Source organism: Streptomyces sp. NPDC047869 (genome assembly GCF_040704065.1).
Classification (GTDB): Bacteria; Actinomycetota; Actinomycetes; order Streptomycetales; family Streptomycetaceae; genus Streptomyces.
Genome location: NZ_JBEYRK010000043.1, coordinates 18,651 through 42,213 on the forward strand (window position 1 = coordinate 18,651; position 23,563 = coordinate 42,213).

Here is a 23,563-nt window from a genome sequence, read left to right on the forward strand (position 1 = left end):
TATCGGAGGTTGGCCATCGTGCCATTTCCCCGCCGGGTGCCGCCCGGCAGGCTGGGTGACCATGAGCGATGTGAACACGATGCGCGCCATCGGCCAGGAGGTCCTCGGCGGTCCCGAGGTCCTCAAGGAGGTCCGGGTGGAGCGGCCGGTGCCGCGGCCGAACGAGGTGCTGGTCCGGGTGCGGGCCGCCGGGGTCAACCCGACCGACTGGAAGCACCGGGCGACCGGCGGGTTCCTGGGCGAGCCGCCGTTCGTCCTCGGCTGGGACGTCTCCGGCGAGGTCGCGGAGACCGGGATCGGCGTGGCCGCCTTCCGGCCCGGCGACGAGGTCTTCGGCATGCTGCCCTACCCCTTCGGCCACGGCTCGCACGCCGAGTACGTCACCGTCCCGGCCCGCGCCCTGACGCACAAGCCGGCCTCGGTCGACCACGTCCAGGCGGGCGCGCTCCCGCTGGTGTCGCTGACCGCCTGGCAGGCCCTGACCGAGCACGCCGACGTGCGGCCCGGGCAGCGGGTGCTGGTCCACGCCGCGGCCGGCGGGGTGGGGCACGTGGCCGTGCAGATCGCCAAGGAGCGCGGCGCGTACGTGATCGGCACCGCGAGCGCCGGGAAGCACGACTTCCTGCGGGAGACCGGCGTCGACGAGGCGATCGACTACCGCTCCACCGACTTCACCGAGGCGGTGCGGGACGTCGACGTCGTCCTGGACACCCTCGGCGGGGACATCTCCGTACGGTCGCTGCGGGTACTGCGGCCGGGCGGCGTCGTGGTGTCCATCCTGCCGGTCGGCTCGCGGGAGTTCCACGAGGAGGCCGAGCGGCTCGGGGTGCGGGCGGTGCGGATGCTGGTGGACGCCGACCGGTCCGGGATGAACACGGTGGCGGAGCTGGCGGCGTCGGGCCGGCTGCGCGCCACGATCGCGGGGACCTTCCCGCTCGCGGAGGCCGCCAAGGCGCACGAGCTGGGTGACACCGGACGGACGACGGGCAAGCTGGTCCTGCTGGTGGACTGACCTGGGCAGGAGGTGAGCGTGGGCCCGGCCGCCGTGGGCCCGCGCTCCCGTGCCGCGGCCGCTTTGTCACCCACCCCACAGAACGACACGCGTGAAACCCGAAGACATATGTCAATCGAACATGCTCAAATTCCTTCTGTCGAGGGTAACTTGACGGTCGAGGGACATGCTTTTCCGGGCACGGGTGGGAGGTGGTGCCGTCGTGCGACAGGAGCCCACGCCACGCTCCCGGCATCTGCGCGTGCGTGAGGAACGCGGGCACACCGTGCTGGAGTTCCACGGTGAGATCGACATCGCGGCGGCGGCCGAGATCGTGCCCGTGCTGGACCTGGCGACCGGTCTGCCCGGCGCCCGGATCGTGATCGACCTGCGCGCCGTCGACTTCTTCGACTGCTCCGGGCTGCGCCTGCTGTACCGGGCGCGCGGCCGGGTGCTGGAGCGGGGCGGACGACTGCACCTGGTGTGCACCCATCCGCTGACCCTCCGGGTGCTGCGGGTCACCGGCCTGTCCCGGCTGCTGCCGCCGCAGCCGACGCTGGACGCCGCCCTGGAGCAGTCCGAGGCCGCGTCCGGCTCCCTGTGAGCGTCAGGCGCCGCGCGGCTCCTCGAACAGGGCGCTGACGGACTCACCGTTGTGGATGCGGCGCACGGCCTCGGCGAGGGCCGGCGCGATCGTCAGGACGCGGAGCTTGTCGGTGTGCTCGTCCGCCGGGACCGGCACGGTGTTCGTGCAGACGATCTCCAGCACGTCCGGCTGCTCGCTCAGCCGCTTGAGGGCCCCGGCCGCGAACAGCCCGTGCGTGCACGCCACCCGGATCGAGCGTGGCCTCATCTCCCGCAGCTTCCCGAGGAGTTCGAGCACGGTGCTGCCCTTGGCGATCTCGTCGTCCAGGACGATGACGTCCCGGTCGGTCACCTCGCCGATCACGGAGCTGATGCTCACCCGGTCGTCCGCGAACCGCTGCTTGGCTCCGGCCGCCACCTGGGCGCCGATCAGCCGGGCGAAGGCGGCGGCCTCCTTGGCGTTGCCGAGGTCCGGGGAGACGACGGTGGTGTGTGTCAGGTCGTGACGCCCGAAGTGCGCGGCCAGTTCGCGCAGGGCGTGCAGGTGATCCACCGGCACCGAGAAGAAGCCGTGCACCTGGGGGGCGTGCAGGGTCATGGCGAGCACCCGGCTCGCGCCCGCGGCCACCAGCAGGTCGGCGACCAGCCGCCCGCCCAGGGAGATGCGGGGCGCGTCCTTCTTGTCGGAGCGGGCGTAGGAGTAGTGCGGCATGACGACGGTGATCCGGGCCGCGGAGGCGCCCCGGGCGGCGTCGCACATCATCAGCAGTTCCACCAGGTGTTCCTGCACCGGCCGGACCAGCGGCTGGATCAGGAAGACGTCCCGCTCCCGGCAGTTGGCCTGGAGCTGCACCTCCAGACAGTCGTTGGCGAACCGGCTGACCCGGGTCGGGCTGAGCGGCACGCCGAGGTGGGCACAGACCTCCTCGGCCAGCTCGACATGGGCACTGCCACTGAAGACGGCGATGTCTCGCACGATCCGCTCCTCGCATGATCAGCACGGGCTGCGCCGTCATGCTACTGGCGGCGCTCCCCCGCCCCGGGCGGCGGTGCGCCGGGCTCGCCCGCCCCGGCCCCGGTCCGGCGCCCGGTCCCGGGGCCGTCGTCCGGCCAACCGCGCGGTCTGGTCCCGCGTTTGGCGGGCATCAGTGTCAGCAGGAAGGAGGGTCGCCATGACGACTTACGCCAGACGCCTGCCCCGGCGCATGCCCGGCTGGGCCAAGGTGGTGACCGCGTTCGTGCTGGTGCTGGTGGTGCTGTTCGCGGGCATCCGGCTGGCCGTACTCCCGGGCATCAAGGACCTGTTCGGCACCGAGACGCACGACCGGAGCGGCCCCGCGCTCCTGAAGTCCATCCAGGACATGAGCCGTTACGACGCCGCCTCCGGCAACTTCCAGGTGGTCGTGGACCTGGAGAAGGACGCGAAGTTCCTGCCCGACGCGATCCGCGGCACCCGCACCCTGTACGTCGGCGCGGGCACCGTGGACGCCTATGTGGACCTCGGCGCGGTCGGGGACAAGGACGTGTCGGTCGACGGCGACCGGACGACGGCCACGCTCCGGCTGCCGCACGCGCGGCTCGGCAGGCCGGCCCTGGATCCGGACCGCTCCTACGCCGTGTCCAAGCAGCGCGGTCTGCTCGACCGGCTCGGCGATCTGTTCTCGGACAATCCCAACGGCGAACAGGCGGTGCAGAAGCTCGCCGTACGGCACATCGGCGACGCCGCCAAGGACAGCGGGCTGACCGGGCGCGCCGAGTCCAACACCACCGAGATGCTGCAGGGTTTGCTGCGCTCCCTCGGCTTCAAGGAGGTGCACGTGTCCTACGGGGCCTGACCTCAGCCGCCCAGCACCCCCGGCAGGGTCAGCGCCCCGAGCGCGGTGGCGCCCACCAGCAGCCAGGCCACGTAGTCGCCGACGTGGCCCGACTGCAGCCGGCGCAGGGGCAGGGCCCGGTCGGGGGCGCCCACCCGGCCCGGCCGGGCCACGGCGTACGCGGCGAGGGCCACCGCGAGCAGCGCCGAGAGCAGGCCCAGCAGGACACCGGCGAGCGTCCAGTGCGCGGACGCGTGGGCGCCGCCGGAGCCGGCCTCGTTGACGGACCGGGCCACCAGTGCACCGAAGCCCGGGGCGATTCCCGCGGCGAACGCGGCGGCGAGCAGCACGGCGGGCACCGCGGTCATGCTGTCCGGGACACGCCGCAGGATGCCGCCGGTCTCGGGCCGCTCGTCCGAGCCGCTGGTCTCGTACTCGGCGTCCCGCGGGCACGGCCCCAGGCCGAGAAACACCCGGGCGGTGAGCCGCAGGACGGCTGCGCCGGTGACCGCGGACGCGCCCACGAACACCACGGTGAGCGGGCCGCCCACCGCCTCCTCGGCGATCGCCTTGCCGAGCGCCGTGCCGAACGGTGGCAGACCGGCGAGGGCGAGGCCGCCGACGGCGAACATCACCCCGAAGGCGCCGAGCTCCCGGGCCCTGCCGTGCAGGGCGTGCTCGTCGACGCTGCCGTACCGGTCGAGCAGGGCGCCGGCGCAGGCGAACAGCGCGGCCTTCACACCGGCGTGGCCGAGGATGTACAGCGCGATCCCGTCGTCGCCCTCGGGGGTCAGCACGCCGAGACCGATCAGGAAGAGGCCGGTGTGCGCGACCGTCGAGTAGGCCAGCAGGCGTTTGATGTGCCGCTGGTACCAGCACATGACGGCGCCGGTCACGGCGGTGAGCGTGCCCAGCGTGACCAGGGCGCGGGTCAGCCCCGCGGCGGGGATGCCGCCGGGTCCGGCGAAAACGGTGCCGTACACCCGCCAGACGCCGTAAGAGCCGAGCTCGACCATGACGCCGGACAGCAGCATGCACACCGGGGTCGGCGCGACCGCGTGCGCGTCCGGGAGCCAGAAGTGGAACGGTACGGCGGCCGCCTTCACCAGCAGCCCGGTGAGCACCAGCACGAAGGCGGCGAGGACCAGGCCGTCCGGTGGGCCGTGCGCGTCGAGACCGCGGCCGATCCTCGTCATGGACAGCTCGCCGGTGCGGGCGTACAGCAGTCCGATGCCCATCAGCAGCGCGTACGCCCCCAGGGAGTTGACCACTCCGAAGGTCAGCGCGCCCTGCACCGCCTTCGCCTCGTCGATCCGGTAGCCGGTCAGCGCGTACGCGACCACGCTCATCAGCTCGAAGAAGACGAAGGCGTTGAACAGGTCGCCCGCGATCGCGAAGCCGCACATCGCGCCCTGGAAGACGAGCATCAGCGCCGGGAAGGAGCCGGCGTGGCCGCGCGGCGGTTCGTCGAAGTACCGCCAGGAGTAGGCGAGGGCCGCCAGGGTGAGCAGCGAGGCCAGCGCGGACATGCCGAGCGCGGGGCCGTCTCCCACCAGCACGATCCCGACACTGCCGGCGCCGGTGGGACGCCATCCGCCGGCCCACTCGACGAGCGGCGGCGAGGAGTTCGGCAGCAGGACCAGGGCGAGCGCGGCCGTGCCGCCGGAGACCACGCAGCCGGTGATCTCGGCGGCGGGCCGGGGCAGGAAGCGGCCCATGGCCACGAGCAGCGCCGCGCCGAGCAGCGGCACCGCGACCAGCAGCGGGAGCAGATGGTGCATCAGCCGCGCAGCTCTCTGAGTTCGTCGGGGTCGACCGTGCCGTGCCGCTTGGCGATCTGCAGGACGAGGGCGAGCAGCATGGCGGTGACGGTGGCGCCGACGACGATGTCGGTGAGGGTGAGTGCCTGCACGACCGGGTCGACGACCGGCCGCGAGCCCGGTTTCAGGTCGGAGAAGACGGGCGCGGTGGCCCCGTCGCGGTAACCCACCGCCAGCAGCAGGACGTACGTGGCCGACTGGCACACGGCCAGGCAGCCGACCGCGTGGATCAGATCGCGGCTGGTGGCCAGGCCGTAGCAGCCGGCCAGGAAGATCCAGGCGGCGACCAGGTAGGGCAGCACGTGCATCAGGGCGCTCTCAACTCCCTTGTCCCTCCTTGATCTCGACGGCCTGGTCCAGGAACCCGGCGAGCAGCACGACCACCGCACTGGCCACCTCCACGCCGACGGCCGCGTTCAGCAGCGGGACGATGCCGCCGGACGCCAGCGTGTTGAACGTCCCGTACGGCAGCAGTGTGTTGGCCAGGAAGGCGGTGCCCGCGAGGACGCCGGCGAGGCCCAGTACCAGGTAGGCGCAGACGGCGAGGGCGTCGGAGGCCTCGAAGAGACCGAGGGGGCGGACCCGCTCCAGGGCGTGGTAGTCGGCGCCCAGGTAGAGCAGGTGCAGCGCGGTCGCGGCGACGACCCCGCCCTGGAAGCCGCCGCCGGGGCTGAGCTGGCCGTGCGCGACGACGTAGATGCCGGTGACCAGGGCGACGGGCAGCACGATCAGCGCGTAGCGGCGGACGGGCCGGGCAACCTCGGCGGGCTCCGGCTCCGCGCGGTGCTCGTCGCGGGCCTGCCGCAGGAGCACCACGCAGCCCAGGACGGCGGCGAAGAGGATGCTCATCTCGCCGAGCGTGTCGTAGGCCCGCTGGTCGAAGTTGACGGAGGCGATGGTGTTGGCGGTGTGCCGGGCGAGCGAGGCCCGGACGGCCCGGTCGCCGTAGGGGTGGCTCGGGCCGCCGAAGGAGGGCAGGTCGAGACCGGCGGCCACCAGCAGGGCGGCCATCCCGGCGCCGCCCACGGCGAGCAGCCACAGCCTCAGCCGGCGGCTCACCGGGTCTCGTCCCCGGAGCGGCCGCGCCGGCGGACCTTGCGCACCGACAGCATGATCAGCAGCGGGGTGATCGCGGAGCCCACGGCCAGTTGCGACAGACCGACGTCCGGGGCCTGGAGCACGGTGAACAGCACGGCCAGCGCGACACCGAGCACGGACAGCACCAGGGCCTGTCGCGCCGGGTCGCGCACCGCCACCGCGGCGGTGGCGGAACCGGCCACCAGGAGCAGCGCCACGACGATCACCGCGTCGGCCATGCCGTACCTCCCGTACGACCGCCCGGCACCGTGTCAGCCACCGCGCACCCCCTCGAACCCGCCCGACAGCGCGCGGGAGGCGATGATGTTCCCGCCGATCAGCAGGGCGCCGGTCACCAGCAGTTTCACCATGGCCCGGCCCGGCCCGGCGGCCACGCACACGGCCACCACGACCACCGCGCCGAGTGCGGCCGCCGCCCAGGTCGCTCCCCAGGCACCCGGCCGGCCGCCCGCCAGGTCGTCGGCCAGCAGGCGGGCGAAGACGAGGGTGCCGACCGGGCCCAGGAGGGCCATCAGCAGGGCGAGATCGACGTAGGCGGGGCGGTCGTAGCCCTGGGCGAGCAGCAGCAGGGCCGGGCAGGCCACGGAGGTGGTCAGGTTCTGCGCCACGACCCGGCGGGGCAGCGGGCCGGAGGTCACACCCCACAGGACGACCGCCCCTCCCCCGGCCAGCACGACGGCCGCCGCCAGGATCCAGCCGTTCACCGCCAGGTCACCGCCCGACGACCGGCCCGGGCCAGCAACGCGCCCGCCGCGGCGGCACTCGCGCCGACGATCCGCTCCAGGGTGTCGACCGAGGTGATGAAGACCAGCCACAGCAGGGCGAGGGCGGTCCACCAGGCCAGCAGCTCGCCCAGGGTGAGCAGGACCGTACGCGTCGCGGTCCGCTGGGCCGTGCGCCCGGTCATCGCCGCCTCCTCGGTCCGTCCGGCAGGGGGTTGTGCGGCGTTTCGTGGCGATACGCCGCTCGGGGCATCCAAGCACCGCGCGGCCCTCGGAGGGCGGGCGGCACGCGGGTCCCGGGCCGGAGTGCCCCGGAGGCGTGAACGGAAACCGCCGACGCGCTCCGGCCGCCGTCCGGGCGACGGCATTCCGCGCCGGTTCAGGGGTAACCGCGCTGTGTAACGGGGACGTTGACTATTCCAGGAGAGTGACCGAATGGCCCGGACCGCGCTACGTCTGCCCGCCGCACTGCGTGCGCCGAAGAAGCGGGAACGGCCCGCCCGGACCCGGCCGGCGGCCGCACCGCACGCACTCGCGCTCCCGTGGCGGCTGCTGGCGATGCTGGTCGCCTTCGCGTTCATGGTGGCTTTCGCGGTCGTACTGGCCCGGCTCACGCTGCAGCCGTCCCCGGCGTCGGTGTCGCTGACGCACAGCAATCTGCACCCCGGACGGTCGCTGTCGGCCTATCTGGAGTACGCGCAGTGGCGGGACACGGTCAAGCAGATCGGGGGGAACGTACTCCTCGGCGTGCCGTTCGGCGTGCTGGTCCCGGTCCTGGCGCCGCGCGCCCGGGGAGTGTTCCAGGTGCTGATACTCACGGCTCTGGTGATGCTGGTGGTGGAGCTGTTCCAGGGCGCGCTGGTCACCGGGCGGGCCTTCGACATCGACGACGTCATCCTCAACACCACCGGCGCGCTGCTGGGTTGGCTGCTGCTGGGCCGCCGGCTCGGACGGTCGGTGCACCGCCGGGTGAGGACGACGGAAAGTGAGTGAGCGTCAGAAACTGGTCCGGACCAGAGTATTGACCCGTTCTTATCTCACGCCTTGAATCAAGAGGGCATCTCACCCCCACGCCGAATGGAGAGTCATGCCCTCCCCACGCCTGCTCCGCAGATGTCTGCTCGCCGCCCTGTCCGCCGCGCTGGTCGGCTCGGCCGCCGTCGGTCCGGCCCACGCGCAGGGCACCGCCCCGGCGGCCGCGGCCGCCGCTGCCGCTGCCGTCTCGACCTTCTCCGACAACTTCGACGGGGCCGCCGGCTCGGGTGTCGACTCCTCGAAGTGGACGCTGGAGACGGGTGACAACGTCAACAACCACGAGCGCCAGTACTACACCTCCGGCACGAAGAACGCGGCCCTGGACGGTCAGGGGCACCTGGTGATCACGGCCCGGAAGGAGAATCCGGCGGGTTACCAGTGCTGGTACGGCAGTTGCCAGTACACCTCGGCCCGGCTGAACACCTCGGGCAAGTTCAACGCGCAGTACGGCCATGTCGAGGCCCGGATGAAGATCCCGCGGGGACAGGGCATGTGGCCCGCGTTCTGGATGCTCGGCACGCCGGTGAACTGGCCGGACTCGGGTGAGATCGACGTGATGGAGAACGTCGGTTTTGAACCCTCCACCGTGCACGGCACGATCCACGGCCCCGGCTACTCCGGCTCGGGCGGCATCGGCGCCGGCTACACCCTGCCGGGCGGCCAGGCCTTCGCGGACGCCTTCCACACCTTCGCCGTCGACTGGGCGCCCGACTCGATCACCTGGTCGGTGGACGGCAACGTCTACCAGCGCCGCACGCCCGCCGACCTGGGCGGGAAGACCTGGGTGTTCAACAAGCCGTTCTTCCTGATCCTGAACCTGGCGGTCGGCGGGTACTGGCCCGGCGACCCGGACGGCTCCACCCCGTTCCCGTCGCAACTGGTGGTGGACTCGGTGTCCGTGACGACGAGCAACAGCGCGGCCGGTGTCCCGATCCGGGGCCTGGCGGGCAAGTGCGTGGACGTGGCCGCCGCGAACACCGCCAACGGCACCCCGGTGCAGCTCTACGACTGCAACGGCACGGCGGCCCAGCAGTGGACGGTGGGTTCGGACGGCACGATCCGGGCGCTCGGCAAGTGCCTGGACGTCGCCGGCGGCGGCACCGCCGACGGCACGCCGGTCCAACTGTGGGACTGCAACGGAAGTGCCGCCCAGAAGTGGGCCCTTCCGGCGGCCCGCGACATCGTCAATCCCCAGGCGAACAAGTGCCTGGACGTGACCGGGAACAACTCGGCCAACGGCACCCGGCTGCAGATCTGGACGTGCACGGGCGGCGCCAACCAGAAGTGGACGGTGGGCTGAGCCCGGCCGTACCGGGGGCCGGCGCGGGCACGCTATATCTCCGCGACGGCCCCGCTGAGGTGGTAGCCGGGCCCGCGGCGGACGAGGCCGCGCAGCAGCTCCAGCGGGTCGCAGGGGCGGGCCCGGCGGGTGTGCGGCCGATGGGTGAACGGGATACCGGACCAGGGGTTGTCCGCGTGGTGGTGGCTGCCGTGCGGGGCGTCCGGGTCGATCGCCCAGTGCGCCCAGGTGCTGTCGTGGTGCAGGCAGATGATCTGCCCCAGGTACCACAGGGGCGCCCTGCAGGAACGGCCCCTCGCGGTCCGCGTCGAAGGCGGCGAGGGTGCCGTCCCGGCCGCGCACCTGCCGTTCCAGGGCGTCGAGGCCGGCGGGCGAGAAGTCCCACTCGTGGACCGACCCGGCCCCGGGGAGCCGCCGCACCCAGGAGGGGTGGCCTGCCTGCCGGTCCGCCGGCCACGACCTCAGCCAGCCGTCCGCCGGCTGACGGCCGATCGGATCCAGGGGCGAGCGTTCCCTGCGCGGCGCCCAGCCCGGGGCAGCCGGGCGGCGCCCGGACACCGCGCCCGCCAGCTCCGCGCGCTCGCGGGTGAACACCTCCCCGGATCGTTCGCCAGGGCGACGTCGATGAGGGTGCCGATGGACAGCGGGGCCAGGCCGAGGGCGGGGTCGGGGCGCACGACCGGATCGCCGTCCTCACCATCGGTGCCGGAGTTGATGTCCCACCGGCCGCCGCAGACGTCCATCAGCACCTCCCCGATGCAGGAGGTCGCGGCCCGGCGGAACCCGTCGCCGGGCTCCTCCTCGAGCGGCGCGTGTTCGAGGGCGGCCAGGGAGGCGGGCGTGTAGTCGAACGCGAAGTCCCGGTCGAGATACACCTGTTCGAGCCGTGCGGCCGGCACCTGCAGGTCGTCCAGCCACCGGTCGAGGAGCCGCTCGTGGGCCGCGGAGCCCGGGTTGGGGGTCATGCTGCGGAAGCCTAGGCGTCGGCGCGGCCGCGGTGCGAAGTGGCGCCGCGGGACACGTGGTTGTTGTGCACCGCGTCTGTGCGCCTCCTGTGAGCGAGGCGGCCGTCCCCAGGGATCGCCGCCGCACCGCCGGCGCGGCACCGGTCCGGATCGGGCGCCGGCGGCGACACCGCGGCCAACCCCCTACGGGCGGTCGCCCTCAGTGGTGCAGGGTCCAGGTGTACTTGTCGCCGCCCACCCACCGGATGGAGTCCGGGTCGTCCAGATCGTGGATGGGCAGCCCGTGGGACGCGGCGGCCTCCAGTACGTCGGTGACGGTCCTGGCCTCCCCGATGACCTCACCGTCGATCTCCATGATCCGGAAGGGCGGCCCACCGTGCCTGCCCGGGCACACACCGAGTACCAGGATCCGTGGGTGGGAGATGTGCGGAACTCCTTGTTCGGTCATGAAATAGAGCCTAGAACGCCTCGCGGGCCGACGGCTCATCCGCGTGCGCCGTCCAGGAGACCGAGGACCGCCGCCTCGACGGCTCCCTGGGTGGCGGGGCGCCCGAAGTCCCCGTGCTCCCCCAGCCGGCTCAGCGCCGGGGCGATCGTCACGCCCTGTTCGAACAGCTCGAAGACCCTGGGATCGATGTAGGAGGCCCGGCAGACCGCGGGGGTGTTGCCGAGGTAGTGGCTGACCTCCCGGACCGCGCGCGCCGTCTGCCGGTGCCGGGCGCTCTCGCTGGAGCGGGCGCCGCCGGCGGTGACGGCCAGCGCGACGGCGGCGAGCACGGTGGCGTGCCAGGTGCGGAAGTCCTTCGCGGTCACGTCGGTGCCGGAGAGCCGGCGCAGCGCCTCGTTGAGGTCGTCGCTGTGCAGGTCGTGCCAGGCGCCGTGGTCGTGGAAGGCGAGGAAGCGGTCGCCGCCGCGCGGACGGCGCAGCAGGGCGCATGCCACGGCGTGCGCCTGGTCGTCGACCAGGGCGCGGACCGTCTCGGTGCCGCCCTTGGCGGGAAAGCTGAAGGCGATCTCGCCGCGGCCGCAGCTGACATGCTCGCGGAGCATGGTCGTCAGGCCGTAGGTCTCGCTGGTGCGGGTGTGCCGGTCGCTGCCGACGCGGAAGAAGCCGAGGTCGAGCAGGCGGACGGCGCAGGCGATGACCCGGGGACGGCTCAGTCCGCGTCCGGCGAGGTCGGCGGAGACCTGCTCGCGCAGCTCGGGCAGGGCGCGTGCGACGCGGCGCACGTGCTCGTGCTTGGCCCTGTCCTGCTCTGCCCGGAACTGCTCGTGGTACAGGTACTGGCGGCGTCCGGCGGCGTCGGTGCCGACGGCCTGGAGGTGGCCGTTGGGCCAGGGGCAGATCCACACGTCCCGCCAGGCCGGCGGGATGGTGAGGTCCCGGAGCCGGGCGCGCTGGGCGGGGTCGGTCAGGGGCGCGCCTGACTCGTCCCGGTAGCGGAAGCCGCGGCCGGCGCGGACCCGGGTGAAGCCCGGCCGGTCGCAGGAGCTGGTGCGCAGTCTCACCGTGCCCTCAGGGCCGTCGCCAGTCGTCGCCGGTCAGGTGGGAGCCGGCCTGTGGTCCCATGCGGAGCATTCCGCCGTCGACGCTCCAGGAGGCGCCGGTGACGTAGGAGGCGTCCGGGCCCGCGAGGAACGCGATCACGGCGGCGACCTCGCGGGCGTCGCCGGGCCGTCCGAGGGGGACGCCGGGGCGGCGCTCGGTGCGCACGTCGGTGTCCTCCTGGCCGGTCATCGGGGTGGCGATCTCGCCGGGCGCCACCGCGTTCACGGTGATGCCGTGCTCGGCCAGTTCCAGGGCCATCACCTGGGTGAGCAGCCCGAGCCCGCCCTTGGCCGCGCAGTACGGCGCCGCGCCCACCCGGGGCTGGTGCTCGTGGACGGAGGTGACGTTGACGATCCGGCCGCCGCCGCCCTGCGCGATCATGTGCCGGGCCGCCTTCTGCCCGCACAGGAAGGGCCCGACGAGGTCCACGTCGAGCACCCGGCGCACGTCGTCGAGGCCGAGGTCGAGGAAGGGCGTCATGGTGCCCGTACCGGCGTTGTTGACCAGCACGTCGAGGCGGCCGAGTTCGGCGCACAGCTCGTCCACGGTGTCCGCGGCCCCGGGGAGTTCGGTGAGGTCGAGCCGGGCGACGGCCGCCCGGCGGCCCTTCTCCCGCACCTCCCGCGCCGTCTCCTCGGCGCCCTTCTCGTCGCTGTGCCAGGTGATGCCGATGTCGAGCCCCGCCTCGGCCAGGCGCACGGCGGTGGCGCGGCCGATGCCGGAGTCCGAGCCGGTGATCACGGCCACCCTGCGGGTGTCGGCGGGAGCGGGCATGGCGGGCCTCCTCGCGGGCGGGCGGTCGACGGGACTCGCAGTACCCGGGGGCCGCGCGGACAAACCGCCGGGGGCCGGAGCGGGGCCCGGGCAGCCGGTGACGTGCGGGGCGGGCCCGTCCGGGGAACCCTGGAGGGGCTTCGCCGAGCTGGAGGTGGTGTGCGCATGGATCCCGTCGCGGCGCTGGACCGGATCGCCTTCCTGCTGGAGCGGTCGCTGGCTCCCACATACCGGGTCAAGGCCTTCCGGACCGCCGCCCGCGTGCTGTCGGCGCTGCCGGACGAGGAGGTCGCCGAGCGGGCGGCGGCCGGGACGCTGGAGGCGCTGAAGGGGGTCGGCCCGAAGACCGCGCAGGTGGTCCGGGAGGCGCTGGCCGGGGAGGAGCCCGGCTATCTGCGCAAGCTGGAGGAGGAGGCCGGCGCGCCGGACGCGGGCGGCCCCGGGGCGGAGCTGCGGGGGCTGCTGCGCGGTGACTGCCATACGCACTCGGACTGGTCGGACGGCGGCAGCCCGATCGAGGAGATGGGGCTGACGGCGGCCCGGCTGGGCCATGAGTGGACGGTGCTGACCGACCACTCCCCCCGGCTGACCGTGGCCCGGGGTCTGTCGCCCGAACGGCTGCGCGAGCAGCTCGCGGTGGTGGCGGAGCTCAACGCGCGGTGGGCGCCCTTCCGGCTGCTCACCGGTATCGAGTGCGACATCCTGGAGGACGGCTCCCTGGACCAGGAGCCCGAACTGCTGGAGCGGCTGGACGTCGTGGTCGTGTCGGTCCACTCCAAGCTGCGGATGGACGCCCGCTCGATGACCCGCCGGATGGTGGCCGCGGTCCGCGATCCGCACGCGGACGTGCTCGGTCACTGCACCGGACGGCTGGTCACCGGGCGCGGCCGGCCCGAGTCGGAGTTCGACGCGGACGCGGTCTTCGCGGCCTGCGCCGAGTCCGGTACGGCCGTGGAGATCAACAGCCGGCCCGAGCGGCTGGACCCGCCCCGGCGGCTGCTGCGCCGTGCGGTGGCCGCCGGGACGCTGTTCGCGATCGACACCGACGCGCACGCCCCCGGACAGCTCGACTGGCAGATCCTCGGCTGCGCCCGCGCCGAGGAGTGCGGGGTGCCGGCCGGACGGGTGGTGAACACCTGGCCGGCCGGGGAACTGCTGGCCTGGACGCGTGAGGGCCGCGTACCGGCACGCGTGGCGGGCTCCTGACGTGGTACCCGGAGAGGGCCGAGAGAAAGGAACCCGCCGCATGGACCGCGCCGCCGTGTTCGACGTGGACGGGACCCTCGTCGACACCAATCATCTGCATGTCGTGACCTGGTGGGAGGCCTTCCGGCAGGCGGGGCACGACGTGTCCATGCACGCCGTGCACCGGGCCGTGGGACTCGGTTCCACCGATCTGATCGCGCATCTGCTCGGCGACGGCCGGGACAAGGACCAGGACGCCGGGCTGAGTGCCGCGCACAAGGCCCTGTACGGCCAGTACTTCGACCGGTTGCACGCCCTGCCGAAGGCCGGTGAGCTGCTGCGGCGGCTGCACGGGGACGGCCGGCGGGTGGTGCTGGCCACCTCCGCGAGCGGCGCCGAGCTGGGCGCGCTGCGCCGGGCGATCGACGCGGACGAGGCCATCGCGGGCACCGCGAGCGCCGATGACGTGGCACGGGGCAAACCGGCTCCGGAGCCGGTGGAGCGCGCGCTGGAGCTGGTCGGGGTGGCGGCGTCCCGGGCGGTGTTCGTCGGGGACACCGTGTGGGACATGCGGGCCGGTGCCGAGGCCGGGGTGCGCTGCGTGGGCCTGCTGTGCGGCGGGATCCCGCGGGCCGACCTGGAGGAGGCGGGGGCCGAGGCGGTGTACGACGATCCCGCTGACCTGCTCGCCCGGCTGGCCGGCAGCCCGCTGGCCTGAGCCGCGCAGGAGTGAGTGACGCAGGAGTGACGCACGTCATGGTGGACCGCCGGAACACCACGGGGTGGTTGCCCGTTGAACCAGCCGTGGGTGCGGATGGGACAGTGTCCCCGGGCCTCACCTTTTGCCCACAGGGACGATCGTCCGGCTGAAGCCCTGTGGAGCGTTTCGCCGAGAGGCGACCGCCATCCGCGCCCACCACAAGCCGCCCCGGCCGTGTCTCCCCCGTCACGGCCGGGGCTTTCTCGTGCCTCCGCCGTGTGCGCGCCGGGCCGCCGGGTACCCGGCGGGTCCGCCGAAGTCTCCGCGGAAGGAGCCGAAGGTGACCAGCGCAGCGGGCAGCAGGGTCGTGGTGACGGGCGCCACCGGCAATGTCGGTACCAGTGTGGTGCGCGTCCTGTCGGACGATCCGGGGATCAAGTCGGTCCGGGGCATCGCTCGACGGACGCCGGTGTGGTCCCCGCCGAAGACGGAGTGGGCGGCGGTCGACCTCGCCTCCGAGACGGCCAACCTGGCCGAGCGGTTCGAGGGCGCCGACGCCGTCATCCATCTGGCCTGGGCGTTCCAGCCGACGCACGATCCGGCGACCACCTGGCGGACCAACGTGCTGGGCAGCAACCGGGTGTTCGAGGCGGTCGCCGCGGCGCGGGTGCCGGTGCTGGTGCACGCCTCCTCCGTGGGCGCGTACTCGCCGGGCCCGAAGGACCACGCGGTGGACGAGTCATGGCCGACGCACGGCTGGCCGGACGCCGCGTACTGCAGGGAGAAGGCCTATCTGGAGCGCACCCTGGACATCTTCGAGCGCGACCACCCCGAGGTCCGGGTGGTCCGGATGCGGCCGGGCTTCCTGTTCAAGCGGGAGTCGGCGAGCGAGCAGCGGCGGATCTTCGGCGGACGTTTCCTGCCGGGCCCGCTGGCCCGGCCCGAGATGCTGCCGTTCCTGCCGGACGTGCCGGGGCTGCGGATGCAGGTGCTGCACACGGACGACGCGGCCGAGGCCTACCGGCTCGCGGTGCACTCGGAGGCCGCCCGGGGCGCCTTCAACCTCGCCGCCGACCCGCCGGTGGACGCCTCGATGCTGGGCGAGATGCTCGGCACCCGCCCGGTCCGGCTGCCCCGGGCCGCCGCCCGGTCGGCGCTCGCCGCGGCCTGGGGGCTGCGGCTGGTCCCGGCCTCCCCGCACCTGTTCGACGCGGTCCTGCGGCTGCCGCTGATGGACTCCTCCCGGGCCCGCACCGAGCTGGGCTGGCGCCCGCGCCACACGGCCGAGGAGGTCCTGCGGGAGTTCCTGGACGGGCTGCAGCAGGGCGCGGGCATGGAGACGGAACCGATGCGCGGACGGAAGGTCGGCTGAACCGCGGCCGACGCGAGAGGGGAGGAGACCCATGACCGTACAGTCGGAACCCGAGCCGGAGCCCGGGCGCGAGGAGCATCCCGTCCCCCGGGACCCGCCCGACCAGCAGGCCGGCCCTGGTACGGACCCGTTGGACGCCCCGGAACGGCCGCCCGGCGAGGAGGGCACGGGGCCGGACGATGAGACCCGGACGGACGAGGGCATCGGGACGGAGGAGCGGCCCGAACCGGACGAGCCCTCCGACTGACCGCCGGGTCCACGGCCCGGCGGCCCGACGCGGCCTAGCGCGGCGCCCGCTCCTCCAGGGCGGCGCGCCAGGCCGGGTGGCGGTCCTGCGTGACCGGTTCGGCCGGGCGGCCGCCGCGGGCGAAGAAGTCGGCGAGCGGCAGGATCGCGGCGCCCACGGTGACGGCGTCGGGGCCGAGCCGGCCGAGCTCGATGGTGACCTTGTCGGCCGGGTGGCGCAGGGCGTATGTCGCCGCGTGGCGGCGCACGGCGGGCAGGAAGCGGGTGCCGAGCTGGAGACCGGCCCAGCCGCCGATGAGGATCCGCTCGGGCTGGAAGAGGTTGATCAGGTCGGACAGCCCGGCGCCCAGGTACTCGGCGGTCTCCTCCAGGACCGCGAGCGCGACCGGGTCGGGGTCGCCGCCGTCCAGTGGATAGGCGGCGGCCAGCATCGCGGTGAGCGCGGTCTCCTCGTCGGCGTCCTCCGGCGGCCGGCCGCCCTCCTCGCGCCAGCGGGCGAGCAGCGACTCGGCGCCCGCGTACGCCTCCAGGCAACCCGGCGCCCCGCACCGGCAGCGACGCCCGCGCACCCGTACCGTCAGATGGCCCCATTCGACGGCCCGCCCGTGCTCCACCTCCGGGGTGACCAGGCAGGCGCCGACGCCGGAGCCGAAGAGCACGACCAGCGCGTTGCGGGCGCCGCGCCCGGCGCCGAACCACATCTCGGCCTGGCCGAGGGTCTTGGCCCCGTTGTCTATGAAGTAGCGGACCGCCTCCGGGAGCCGGGAGGTCGAGCGGAGGAGTTCCTCCAGGGGCACCGCGTCCCAGCCGATGGTCTGCCCGTGCACGACGGCGCCCCGGTCGGCGGTGTGCTCGACGATGCCGGGGACGCCGACGCCGACGCCGAGCAGCCGCTCGGGGACGGCCTCCTGGGCCGCGAGCACCTCGGCGATGCCGTCGCGGATGTGGCCGACGATCCCGTCGACGTCGTAGCCGTCCTGGGTCAGCGGGCGTTCGGTGCGGGCGAGTTCGGTGAGCGCGAGGTCGAACAGTTCGACCCGGACCCGGGTCTCACCGACGTCGACGCCGATCATCTGGCCGCTGTGCGGGGCGACCCGCAGCAGCGTACGGGGGCGGCCGCCGTCGGAGTCGACGCTGCCGGCCTCCTCGACCAGACCGTCGGCGACCAGATCCGCGACCACGTTGCTGACCGAGCCGGAACTCAGCCCCGTCGCCGGGCCCAGCTCGAAGCGGCTCAGCGGGCCGTCGAAGTACAGCCGTTGCAGCAGGGCCGTGCGGTTCCCCCGCCTGAGGTCCCGTACCGTCCGCCCGTTCCGCCCCGCCATGTGGCTCCCTCCCGAACCCTGTCCCGACCTGCAACATACCTCTCGCGCCAGCCGGAACGCGACTTTTCGACAACCCTTATTTCATGTACTGAGCTAACCGTCGCACCTGCACTGAGCCAACCGTCGCGGCCGCGACGGGGCCCAGCCCACCCGCCCTTCGCGGTACAGCCTACGGAAATCCACTGGCCCGCCCGCGCCTTGGCTACCTAGGCTAGCCATCAACCTAGAGGCTCTAGGTTGATGCCACGGAACACGGAATCCGGAAGGACCTTTCTGATGAGACCGCTCACCGAGCAGGACATTCGCGACTCCTTCGTCAACTGCTCCAAGGGCGAGGCCAAGCGGCTGGCGGTGCCGCGGGACCTGGGCGAACGCCCCTGGGACGACCTGGACTTTCTCGGCTGGCGGGACCCGGGGGCGCCCGACCGGAGCTATCTGGTCGCCGAGCGGGAGGACGGGCTCGTCGCGGTCGCGCTGCGCTATCCGGCCGCGCGGCGCGGGCTCCTGCACCGCAGCCTGTGTTCGGTCTGCCTGACGACGCATCCCGGCGGCGGAGTGTCCCTGATGACGGCGCGCAAGGCGGGTCCGGCGGGCCGCGAGGGGAACTCGGTCGGGGTTTACATGTGCACGGATCTGGCCTGCTCGCTGTACATCCGCGGGAAGAAGGTGCCGCAGTCGGGAGGCCGGTTCGAGGAGAGCCTGACCCTGGAGGAGCAGATCGCCCGTGCGACGGGCAATCTGTACGCCTTCCTCGACCGGATCCGCGCCTGACACCCCCGGGCGGACGACCGGCCGGCGTCACGGATGGACGCCTCCCCGATCAGGGACGTTCGGCCCGGCCGGGGAGCGGGAACAGGCCAAGGGATGCACGACGTACGAGAGTGGACCGCGGCACTGAAGCGTCTGCTGATGCGCTACCGGGAGCCGGTGATCGTCCAGACGCTGCGGTCCGCCACCGCGGCGACGATCGCCTACGTCATCGCGCTGCGCCTGAGTCCCGAACCGGCCCCGCTGACCTCTCCCCTGACCGCCCTGCTGGTCGTCCAGGTCACCTTCTACGCCACCCTCACCAACGGCATCCGCCGGGTGAACTCGGTGGTAGCCGGGGTGCTGGTCGCCATCGCGTTCAGTCTGCTGGTGGGCCTGACCTGGTGGAGCCTGGCGCTGCTGATCGTGGCCTCGCTGGGCGTGGGTCACCTGGTGCGGGTGGACGAGTACGTGGCCGAGGTGGCGATCAGCGCCATGCTGGTGCTCGGGGTCACCACCGTCGGTTTCACCGCCTGGGCCCGGATCGTGGAGACGCTGATCGGCGCGGTCGTGGGCATGGCCTGCAACCTGCTGCTGCCACCCCCCGTGTGGGTGGACAAGGCGGGCGAGTCGATCGAGGACCTGGCCCGCCGGGTGCGGCAGCTGATGCTGCGGATGGGTGAGGAGGCCGCGGGCAGCGTCTCCTGGCAGCTTGCTGCCGAACGGCTGCACGAGGCCCGCCGTCTCGACCAGCACATCGCCCAGGTGGACGCCTCGCTGCGGCAGGCCGAGGACAGCCTGCGGCTCAACCCGCGCGTGAAGGAGGGCCTGCTGCACCGGGTGGTGCTGCGCACCGGCCTGGACACGCTGGAGATCTGCACGGTGGTGCTGCGGGTGCTGGCCCGTTCCTTCACGGACCTGGCCAAGGCCCGGGGCTCCGAGGACCTGTTCCCGAAGGAGACCGGCGCGACCGTGGAGCAGCTCCTCTCCGAGATCGCCGACGCGATCGTCAGCTTCGCGGTCCTGGTGACCGCCGATCTGAGCGCGAACGCCGAGTCGGCGGAGGGGCGTCTCACCGCCGAGCTGCACACGGCGGCCGGCACCCGAGACCGGCTCGCCGAGCTCTTCCAGGACGAGGTCGGCAAGGACTGGGAGAACTGGCAGCTCATGGGCGCCGTGCTGACCGAGGTGAACCGGATCATCGCCGAACTCGACACCGAGCACCGCACCCGACGCCTGCTGGAGGAGCTGGACCGGGTGTCCCGGGAGCAGCGGGCGAGGCTGCCGCGGATGAGCCGGCTGCGGGAGCGCCTCGGTGTGCAGGAGAACCTGTGGCGGAACCGTACGGGGTTCGGCGAGCGTTCTCCGTGAGAGGTGCCGCGGCGGGGCCGGCACCACGAGGCGAGGGGGCGGGCCGATGTCCGGCACCGAGGTGCGGATCGACGGGAACACACTGAGACTGCCGGGCGGCGTGGCGGTGCGGTTCGTCCGCACACTGCGACTGCCCGAGAAGGGCACGCATCCGCTGCCGCCGGGACTCGGCGAGTTCCCGGTGCGACGGGTCGCCGACTTCGGCGACCGGGTTCCGCCGGAGTGGCGCCGGCGCGGCGGTGTGATGCTGCCCGTGTATCTGCGGGAGGCGATGTGGCTGAGTTTCACCGGTACGACGGAGCCGGCCGCCCTCCAGGTGGGCGTGGGCAAGGTGTGTGCCGTGTCCGGGAAGCCGTGGCGCGATCACCTGGTCCGCAAGCCGCAGAACTACCTGGTACTGCCCCGGCAGCCCTGGCTGGACGGCATCAACTCCGGCAAGGGCACGGTCCGGCAGTTCGTCGCCGTCCCGCTCGGTCTCGGGGCGACGGTGGAGGGCCAGGTCACCGGCGAGGAGGTGTGGGGCGGCGTACAGCTCCAGGCGTTCGGGCTGAACGAGCACGCGCTGGCCGAGTGGCGGCGCGAGGAGCGGGAGCGGGAGCGCCAGCGGCGGCTGTGGGCGGCCGGGCCGGCCGTCGGCTACGGCGCGCCCCCGCCGGGCGGCGGGCCCGTCCCCATGGCGGCCGCTCCCGGCGCGGCCCTTCCGCCGCCCTCCGCTCCGGCCGGCGCCGCTCCCCCGCGGCGCGCGGCGGCGATGGGACTGGGCGTCGGCGGCTCGATGCGCCAGGAGGTCTACCGGGACGACCGTCCGCTGAAGGACTGGTCACAGACGCCCGCCGGGCGGGTCTTCGTCCACCTGGTCACGCCTCCCGAGTGGCGCCGCATCACCGGCGAGGCTCCCCCGCCGTCGCCGGCGGACCGGGCGGCGTACACACGGTCGGGACTGCCCTGGTACGACTACTACGACGAGGACGCCGAGGACCTGGACCCCACCGGCACGCTGACGGGCGTCAAGCCGGTCGGCGACTGGCTCGGCGACGACCTGGACCCCTGGCAGCAGCCCTCCCCCGGGCAGGTGACCCCGCTGAAGGACGCGCCGGGCAAACCCGTCGAGGACGGGGAGTGGTAGACCCGGATCCGGTTGCGCGCTGTGCAACGTCCGTTGCCGTTCTTGCCTTCACCGGTCGATCCACGCCAGGGTGACCGCACGAGCGGGACGACCGACGACCTGAGGTGCGGCATGGACGAGGAGGAACGGGCGGTGCGCGGCGGCTCTTTGGAGCCCGGCCGGGTACGGGGGCCGGGGACCGGCTGGAGCAGGCGCCGGTTCGTCGGGGCCGTGGCGGGCGCGGCCGCCGTGGCGGCGGTGCCCGTCACGGCGGCCGAGCCGCCCGGCCCCACCCGGCCGGCCGATCCGCCGCCGCGGGCCGGTGCGCGCACGGCGGTCCCGCCGTCGCACGGGGCGGACCGTCCCCGTCCGCTGTACGTGGGCACCTACACCTCCGCGGAGGGCGGCGGCGCCGGCGTCGGGCTGGCCGAATACGACCCGGCGACCGGCCGGATCACCGGCACGGGGACGCTCACCGGCGTCCCCGACCCGTCGTATCTCGCGGTGCACCCGGACGGCCGCACGCTGTACGCGGTGGACGAGCGCGAGGACGGCGCGGTCACCGCGGTCCGCCTGGCCGACCGGAAGGTCCTGGGCGCGCGGAGCACGGGCGGGGCGGCCCCCTGCCATCTCTCGGTCCACCCCGGCGGGCGCTGGCTGCTGAGCGCCGGCTACCAGTCGGGCAGTGTCGCCGTGCACCCCATCGACGGCTCGGGCGCACTCGGCGAACGCACCGATCTGGTCACCCACACCACCCCGGCGCCCGGCCCCGGCCAGCAGGGCCCGCACGCGCACCAGTTCATCACCGCTCCGGACGGCGGCCATGTCCTCGCCGTCGACCTCGGTACGGACACCGTCTACAGCTACCGCCTCGACGCGGACCGGGGCACGCTCACCGAGGTGGCCCGGGCGCACACCCGGCCGGGCGCGGGTCCGCGCCATCTGACCTTCCACCCCGGCGGCCGCCACGCCTATCTGGCCAACGAGGTGGACGACACGGCAGCCGTCTGCGCCTACGACCCGGCCACCGGACGCCTGACGATCGGCGACCCGCTGCCCACGGGGTCGTCCGGGGGCACCAACTATCCGGCGCAGTTCCTGGTGACCGCGAACGGCTCCTACGCGTTCCTCGCCAACCGCGGCCACAACAGCATCGCCCGGTACGCCGTCGAGGACGCCGGGGCCCGGCTGCGGCTGCTCGGCACGGTGCCGGTGGCCGGGGACTTCCCGCGGCAGATCGCGTTCTCGCCGGACGGCCGGCTGCTGTTCGCGGCGAACCAGCGCTCCGGCACGGTCAGCGTGTTCCACGTGGACGCGGGGAGCGGCGCGCTGCGCCTGGCGGGTGAGCCGTTCGCGTCACCGGTCGCCGTCTGCGCGCTGCCACTGTAGGGCGCGGGGGCAGGCGGCGGCGCTCGCCTGGGCCAGCAGTGCGTGCATCCGCTCGGTGAGCTGGGCGACGTCGTCGGCGGGGGCGTGGAACGGCAGCCGTACGTCGGCCTGGGTGCGGGCGCGTTCGATGCGCAGGGTGAGGCCGTGCCGGTCGACGGCGAGCGGCACCACGCGGACAGCGGCGTGCAGGCTCTCGGGACGCACGAGCCGGGTGAGCCGTTCGACGGCGTCCGGGTGGGCGTCGGCGAGGTGGGTCAGCAGCCGGGCCTCGGCGCCGGCGAGCGGGTCGGGCCCGGCGGCGGCGAACTCGTCGAGGCCGACGGGCACGGACCCGGACGGCTGCCACAGCACGACGCGGGTGGGCCGCAGCAGCAGCGAGCCGCCGACGGGGGTGAACCATCCGGCCAGCCACAGCCGGGACCGGATCCGGCGGCGCACCGGTACGGGGGCCGCGTCGGCGAACTCGACCACGGCGGCGGGCTCTCCGCGCGGGGCGCACAGCGCGGCCGCGACCAGGGCGCTGTCCTCGGGCACGTCCAGCAGTACTCCGCCGTCACCGGTCACGCGGTGCGCGCCCACGTACTCCTCGCGGGCACCGTCCGCCGTCACCGCGCACGACCACGCGGCCGCCGCCACCGACCGGGCCCGCTGAGCCGCACCGGGCCCGGCCGCCCAGTCCTGGGTGTCACCCATCCCCATGCCTCCTTAGGTAAGCCTTGCCTAACTTATCGAAGATCCGGGCGCACGCCAACCACGCCTCCGACGAGGGGGTGAGTCAGGCGATGACTCCCAGGAGCGCCCGGGCGCACAGATCGCGGACCTGCTCCCGGTCCGGTTCGCCGTCCCGCAGCCATTCCAGGCAGACGGCGGTGGTGAAGGCGAGCCAGCCGCGCACGGCGAGCCGCACCCCGGGGACATCCTCGAAGGCCGGCCCGAACTCCGGGTCCACCGCGAGGGCGGCCAGGATCTGCTGCTCCTGGGCGGCGAGGGCCCGCTGGTAGACGCGCCGCACGGCCTGGTCACCGGCCGCGTCGGCGCGATGGAAGGCACGGAAGCCGTGCGCGTGCGCCTGCACGTAGGCGAGATAGGTGTCGAGACTGGCGAGGAGCTGGTCGCGCACCGGCACCCCGGGCACGGCCGCGGTCATGCGCAGCATCCGCTCGCTCTCGCGCTCCACGACCGCGGCGAAGAAGTCCCGCTTGGTCGGGAAGTAGTGGTACAGCAGCCCGCGGGAGACGCCCGCGATCTCGGCGACCTGCTCGATCCAGACCTCGTCGTACGGGCTCTCCGAGAACAGTTTCGCCCCGACCGACAGTAACTGCTCACGGCGCTCCTCGGTGCTGAGTCTGCGCCGGGCGCGTTCCCCCTGGTTCGCGGGCATGCCGTCACTTTACTTGACGCCGGTTCAACAACCGGACCACACTGGAACGCGTTATTGAACCCACGTACAACACGCGGGCGTCGCAGGTT

General features: G+C 73.6%; 27 protein-coding genes. 13 read left to right on the forward strand and 14 right to left on the reverse strand.

Going from position 1 to position 23,563, the window contains the following annotated elements:
* Positions 1-61 precede the first annotated feature (61 nt).
* Entirely contained in the window at positions 62-1,012 is a 951-nt protein-coding gene (locus tag AB0924_RS35340; protein ID WP_358933203.1) for an NADP-dependent oxidoreductase, read from the forward strand.
* 166 nt (positions 1,013-1,178) lie between these two features.
* Positions 1,179-1,595: an anti-sigma factor antagonist gene (locus tag AB0924_RS35345; RefSeq protein ID WP_358933201.1), complete on the forward strand. Its 417-nt coding sequence runs from the start codon at positions 1,179-1,181 to the stop codon at positions 1,593-1,595.
* Positions 1,596-1,598: 3 nt separating this feature from the next.
* Here AB0924_RS35345 and AB0924_RS35350 read toward each other — a convergent pair whose 3' ends face one another.
* Positions 1,599-2,552 (reverse strand): ribose-phosphate pyrophosphokinase, encoded by a 954-nt coding sequence (locus AB0924_RS35350; protein ID WP_358933199.1) that lies wholly within the window; start codon positions 2,550-2,552, stop codon positions 1,599-1,601.
* Between the two features lie 196 nt (positions 2,553-2,748).
* Between AB0924_RS35350 and AB0924_RS35355 the strand changes: the two genes are divergently transcribed.
* Entirely contained in the window at positions 2,749-3,411 is a 663-nt protein-coding gene (locus AB0924_RS35355; RefSeq protein WP_366913645.1) for a DUF4230 domain-containing protein, read from the forward strand.
* Between the two features lie 2 nt (positions 3,412-3,413).
* Here the strand turns inward: AB0924_RS35355 and AB0924_RS35360 are convergent, their stop codons facing one another.
* The 6 genes from AB0924_RS35360 to AB0924_RS35385 are packed head-to-tail and all read right to left on the reverse strand — an operon-like array spanning position 3,414 to position 7,215.
* Positions 3,414-5,171, reverse strand: coding sequence for a complex I subunit 5 family protein (locus AB0924_RS35360; protein WP_358933195.1), 1,758 nt, complete (start codon positions 5,169-5,171; stop codon positions 3,414-3,416).
* Positions 5,171-5,518 (reverse strand): sodium:proton antiporter, encoded by a 348-nt coding sequence (locus tag AB0924_RS35365; RefSeq protein ID WP_358933371.1) that lies wholly within the window; start codon positions 5,516-5,518, stop codon positions 5,171-5,173. Before AB0924_RS35365 ends, AB0924_RS35360 begins: the two co-directional genes overlap by 1 nt.
* 10 nt (positions 5,519-5,528) lie before the next feature.
* The gene (locus AB0924_RS35370) at positions 5,529-6,269 is read right to left on the reverse strand and encodes an MnhB domain-containing protein (RefSeq protein WP_366913647.1); all 741 of its coding nucleotides are present in this window, start codon (positions 6,267-6,269) and stop codon (positions 5,529-5,531) included.
* Positions 6,266-6,526, reverse strand: coding sequence for a hydrogenase subunit MbhD domain-containing protein (locus AB0924_RS35375; RefSeq protein ID WP_358933191.1), 261 nt, complete (start codon positions 6,524-6,526; stop codon positions 6,266-6,268). Before AB0924_RS35375 ends, AB0924_RS35370 begins: the two co-directional genes overlap by 4 nt.
* 33 nt (positions 6,527-6,559) lie before the next feature.
* On the reverse strand, positions 6,560-7,012 hold the full coding sequence (locus AB0924_RS35380; protein ID WP_358933189.1) for a monovalent cation/H+ antiporter complex subunit F: 453 nt from the start codon (positions 7,010-7,012) through the stop codon (positions 6,560-6,562).
* On the reverse strand, positions 7,009-7,215 hold the full coding sequence (locus AB0924_RS35385; RefSeq protein ID WP_358933187.1) for a hypothetical protein: 207 nt from the start codon (positions 7,213-7,215) through the stop codon (positions 7,009-7,011). The genes AB0924_RS35380 and AB0924_RS35385 overlap by 4 nt, the downstream gene beginning before the upstream one ends.
* A 250-nt stretch (positions 7,216-7,465) precedes the next feature.
* Here AB0924_RS35385 and AB0924_RS35390 point away from each other — a divergent pair, with 250 nt between their 5' ends.
* Positions 7,466-8,023 carry a VanZ family protein gene (locus AB0924_RS35390; RefSeq protein WP_366913648.1) on the forward strand — a complete coding sequence of 186 codons (558 nt, stop codon included), beginning with the start codon at positions 7,466-7,468 and terminating at the stop codon, positions 8,021-8,023.
* Positions 8,024-8,117: 94 nt separating this feature from the next.
* Positions 8,118-9,365 carry a family 16 glycosylhydrolase gene (locus tag AB0924_RS35395; RefSeq protein WP_366913649.1) on the forward strand — a complete coding sequence of 416 codons (1,248 nt, stop codon included), beginning with the start codon at positions 8,118-8,120 and terminating at the stop codon, positions 9,363-9,365.
* A gap of 461 nt (positions 9,366-9,826) precedes the next feature.
* Here AB0924_RS35395 and AB0924_RS35400 read toward each other — a convergent pair whose 3' ends face one another.
* The 4 genes from AB0924_RS35400 to AB0924_RS35415 form a co-directional block, all read right to left on the reverse strand.
* Entirely contained in the window at positions 9,827-10,330 is a 504-nt protein-coding gene (locus AB0924_RS35400) for a hypothetical protein (protein WP_366913650.1), read from the reverse strand.
* 199 nt (positions 10,331-10,529) lie between these two features.
* Positions 10,530-10,778, reverse strand: coding sequence for a hypothetical protein (locus AB0924_RS35405; RefSeq protein ID WP_358933178.1), 249 nt, complete (start codon positions 10,776-10,778; stop codon positions 10,530-10,532).
* A 35-nt stretch (positions 10,779-10,813) separates the two neighbouring features.
* A complete protein-coding gene (locus tag AB0924_RS35410; protein ID WP_358933176.1) occupies positions 10,814-11,839 on the reverse strand; it encodes a DNA topoisomerase IB in 1,026 nt (341 codons plus the stop codon).
* A 7-nt stretch (positions 11,840-11,846) separates the two neighbouring features.
* Positions 11,847-12,653 (reverse strand): SDR family oxidoreductase, encoded by an 807-nt coding sequence (locus AB0924_RS35415; protein ID WP_358933174.1) that lies wholly within the window; start codon positions 12,651-12,653, stop codon positions 11,847-11,849.
* Between the two features lie 165 nt (positions 12,654-12,818).
* Here AB0924_RS35415 and AB0924_RS35420 point away from each other — a divergent pair, with 165 nt between their 5' ends.
* The 4 genes from AB0924_RS35420 to AB0924_RS35435 all read left to right on the forward strand — a co-directional run bounded on the left by AB0924_RS35420 (position 12,819) and on the right by AB0924_RS35435 (position 16,157).
* Positions 12,819-13,859, forward strand: a complete 1,041-nt coding sequence (locus AB0924_RS35420) for a PHP domain-containing protein (RefSeq protein ID WP_358933172.1) — start codon at positions 12,819-12,821, stop codon at positions 13,857-13,859.
* 40 nt (positions 13,860-13,899) lie between these two features.
* Positions 13,900-14,556 (forward strand): HAD family hydrolase, encoded by a 657-nt coding sequence (locus AB0924_RS35425; RefSeq protein WP_358933170.1) that lies wholly within the window; start codon positions 13,900-13,902, stop codon positions 14,554-14,556.
* Positions 14,557-14,878: 322 nt separating this feature from the next.
* Positions 14,879-15,910 (forward strand): SDR family oxidoreductase, encoded by a 1,032-nt coding sequence (locus tag AB0924_RS35430; protein WP_358933168.1) that lies wholly within the window; start codon positions 14,879-14,881, stop codon positions 15,908-15,910.
* A gap of 31 nt (positions 15,911-15,941) precedes the next feature.
* The gene (locus tag AB0924_RS35435; protein ID WP_358933166.1) at positions 15,942-16,157 is read left to right on the forward strand and encodes a hypothetical protein; all 216 of its coding nucleotides are present in this window, start codon (positions 15,942-15,944) and stop codon (positions 16,155-16,157) included.
* A gap of 34 nt (positions 16,158-16,191) precedes the next feature.
* Here the strand turns inward: AB0924_RS35435 and AB0924_RS35440 are convergent, their stop codons facing one another.
* Positions 16,192-17,481: an ROK family protein gene (locus tag AB0924_RS35440; RefSeq protein ID WP_358933164.1), complete on the reverse strand. Its 1,290-nt coding sequence runs from the start codon at positions 17,479-17,481 to the stop codon at positions 16,192-16,194.
* Positions 17,482-17,757: 276 nt separating this feature from the next.
* On the opposite strand from AB0924_RS35440, the gene AB0924_RS35445 reads away from it, so the two are divergent.
* From AB0924_RS35445 to AB0924_RS35460, 4 genes are all read left to right on the forward strand, one after another.
* On the forward strand, positions 17,758-18,252 hold the full coding sequence (locus tag AB0924_RS35445; RefSeq protein WP_358933162.1) for an FBP domain-containing protein: 495 nt from the start codon (positions 17,758-17,760) through the stop codon (positions 18,250-18,252).
* Positions 18,253-18,345: 93 nt separating this feature from the next.
* Positions 18,346-19,599, forward strand: a complete 1,254-nt coding sequence (locus AB0924_RS35450) for an aromatic acid exporter family protein (RefSeq protein ID WP_366913651.1) — start codon at positions 18,346-18,348, stop codon at positions 19,597-19,599.
* 46 nt (positions 19,600-19,645) lie between these two features.
* Positions 19,646-20,725 (forward strand): hypothetical protein, encoded by a 1,080-nt coding sequence (locus tag AB0924_RS35455; protein ID WP_366913653.1) that lies wholly within the window; start codon positions 19,646-19,648, stop codon positions 20,723-20,725.
* Between the two features lie 111 nt (positions 20,726-20,836).
* Positions 20,837-22,093: a lactonase family protein gene (locus tag AB0924_RS35460; RefSeq protein ID WP_358933156.1), complete on the forward strand. Its 1,257-nt coding sequence runs from the start codon at positions 20,837-20,839 to the stop codon at positions 22,091-22,093.
* Here the strand turns inward: AB0924_RS35460 and AB0924_RS35465 are convergent.
* Together AB0924_RS35465 and AB0924_RS35470 are read right to left on the reverse strand one after the other, a co-directional pair.
* Positions 22,061-22,786 (reverse strand): DUF2470 domain-containing protein, encoded by a 726-nt coding sequence (locus AB0924_RS35465; protein ID WP_366913654.1) that lies wholly within the window; start codon positions 22,784-22,786, stop codon positions 22,061-22,063. The two genes, AB0924_RS35460 and AB0924_RS35465, sit on opposite strands and share 33 nt — an antisense overlap.
* 82 nt (positions 22,787-22,868) lie before the next feature.
* Complete coding sequence (locus tag AB0924_RS35470; RefSeq protein WP_366913656.1) at positions 22,869-23,474, reverse strand: TetR/AcrR family transcriptional regulator; 606 nt, start codon at positions 23,472-23,474, stop codon at positions 22,869-22,871.
* Positions 23,475-23,563: the final 89 nt, after the last annotated feature.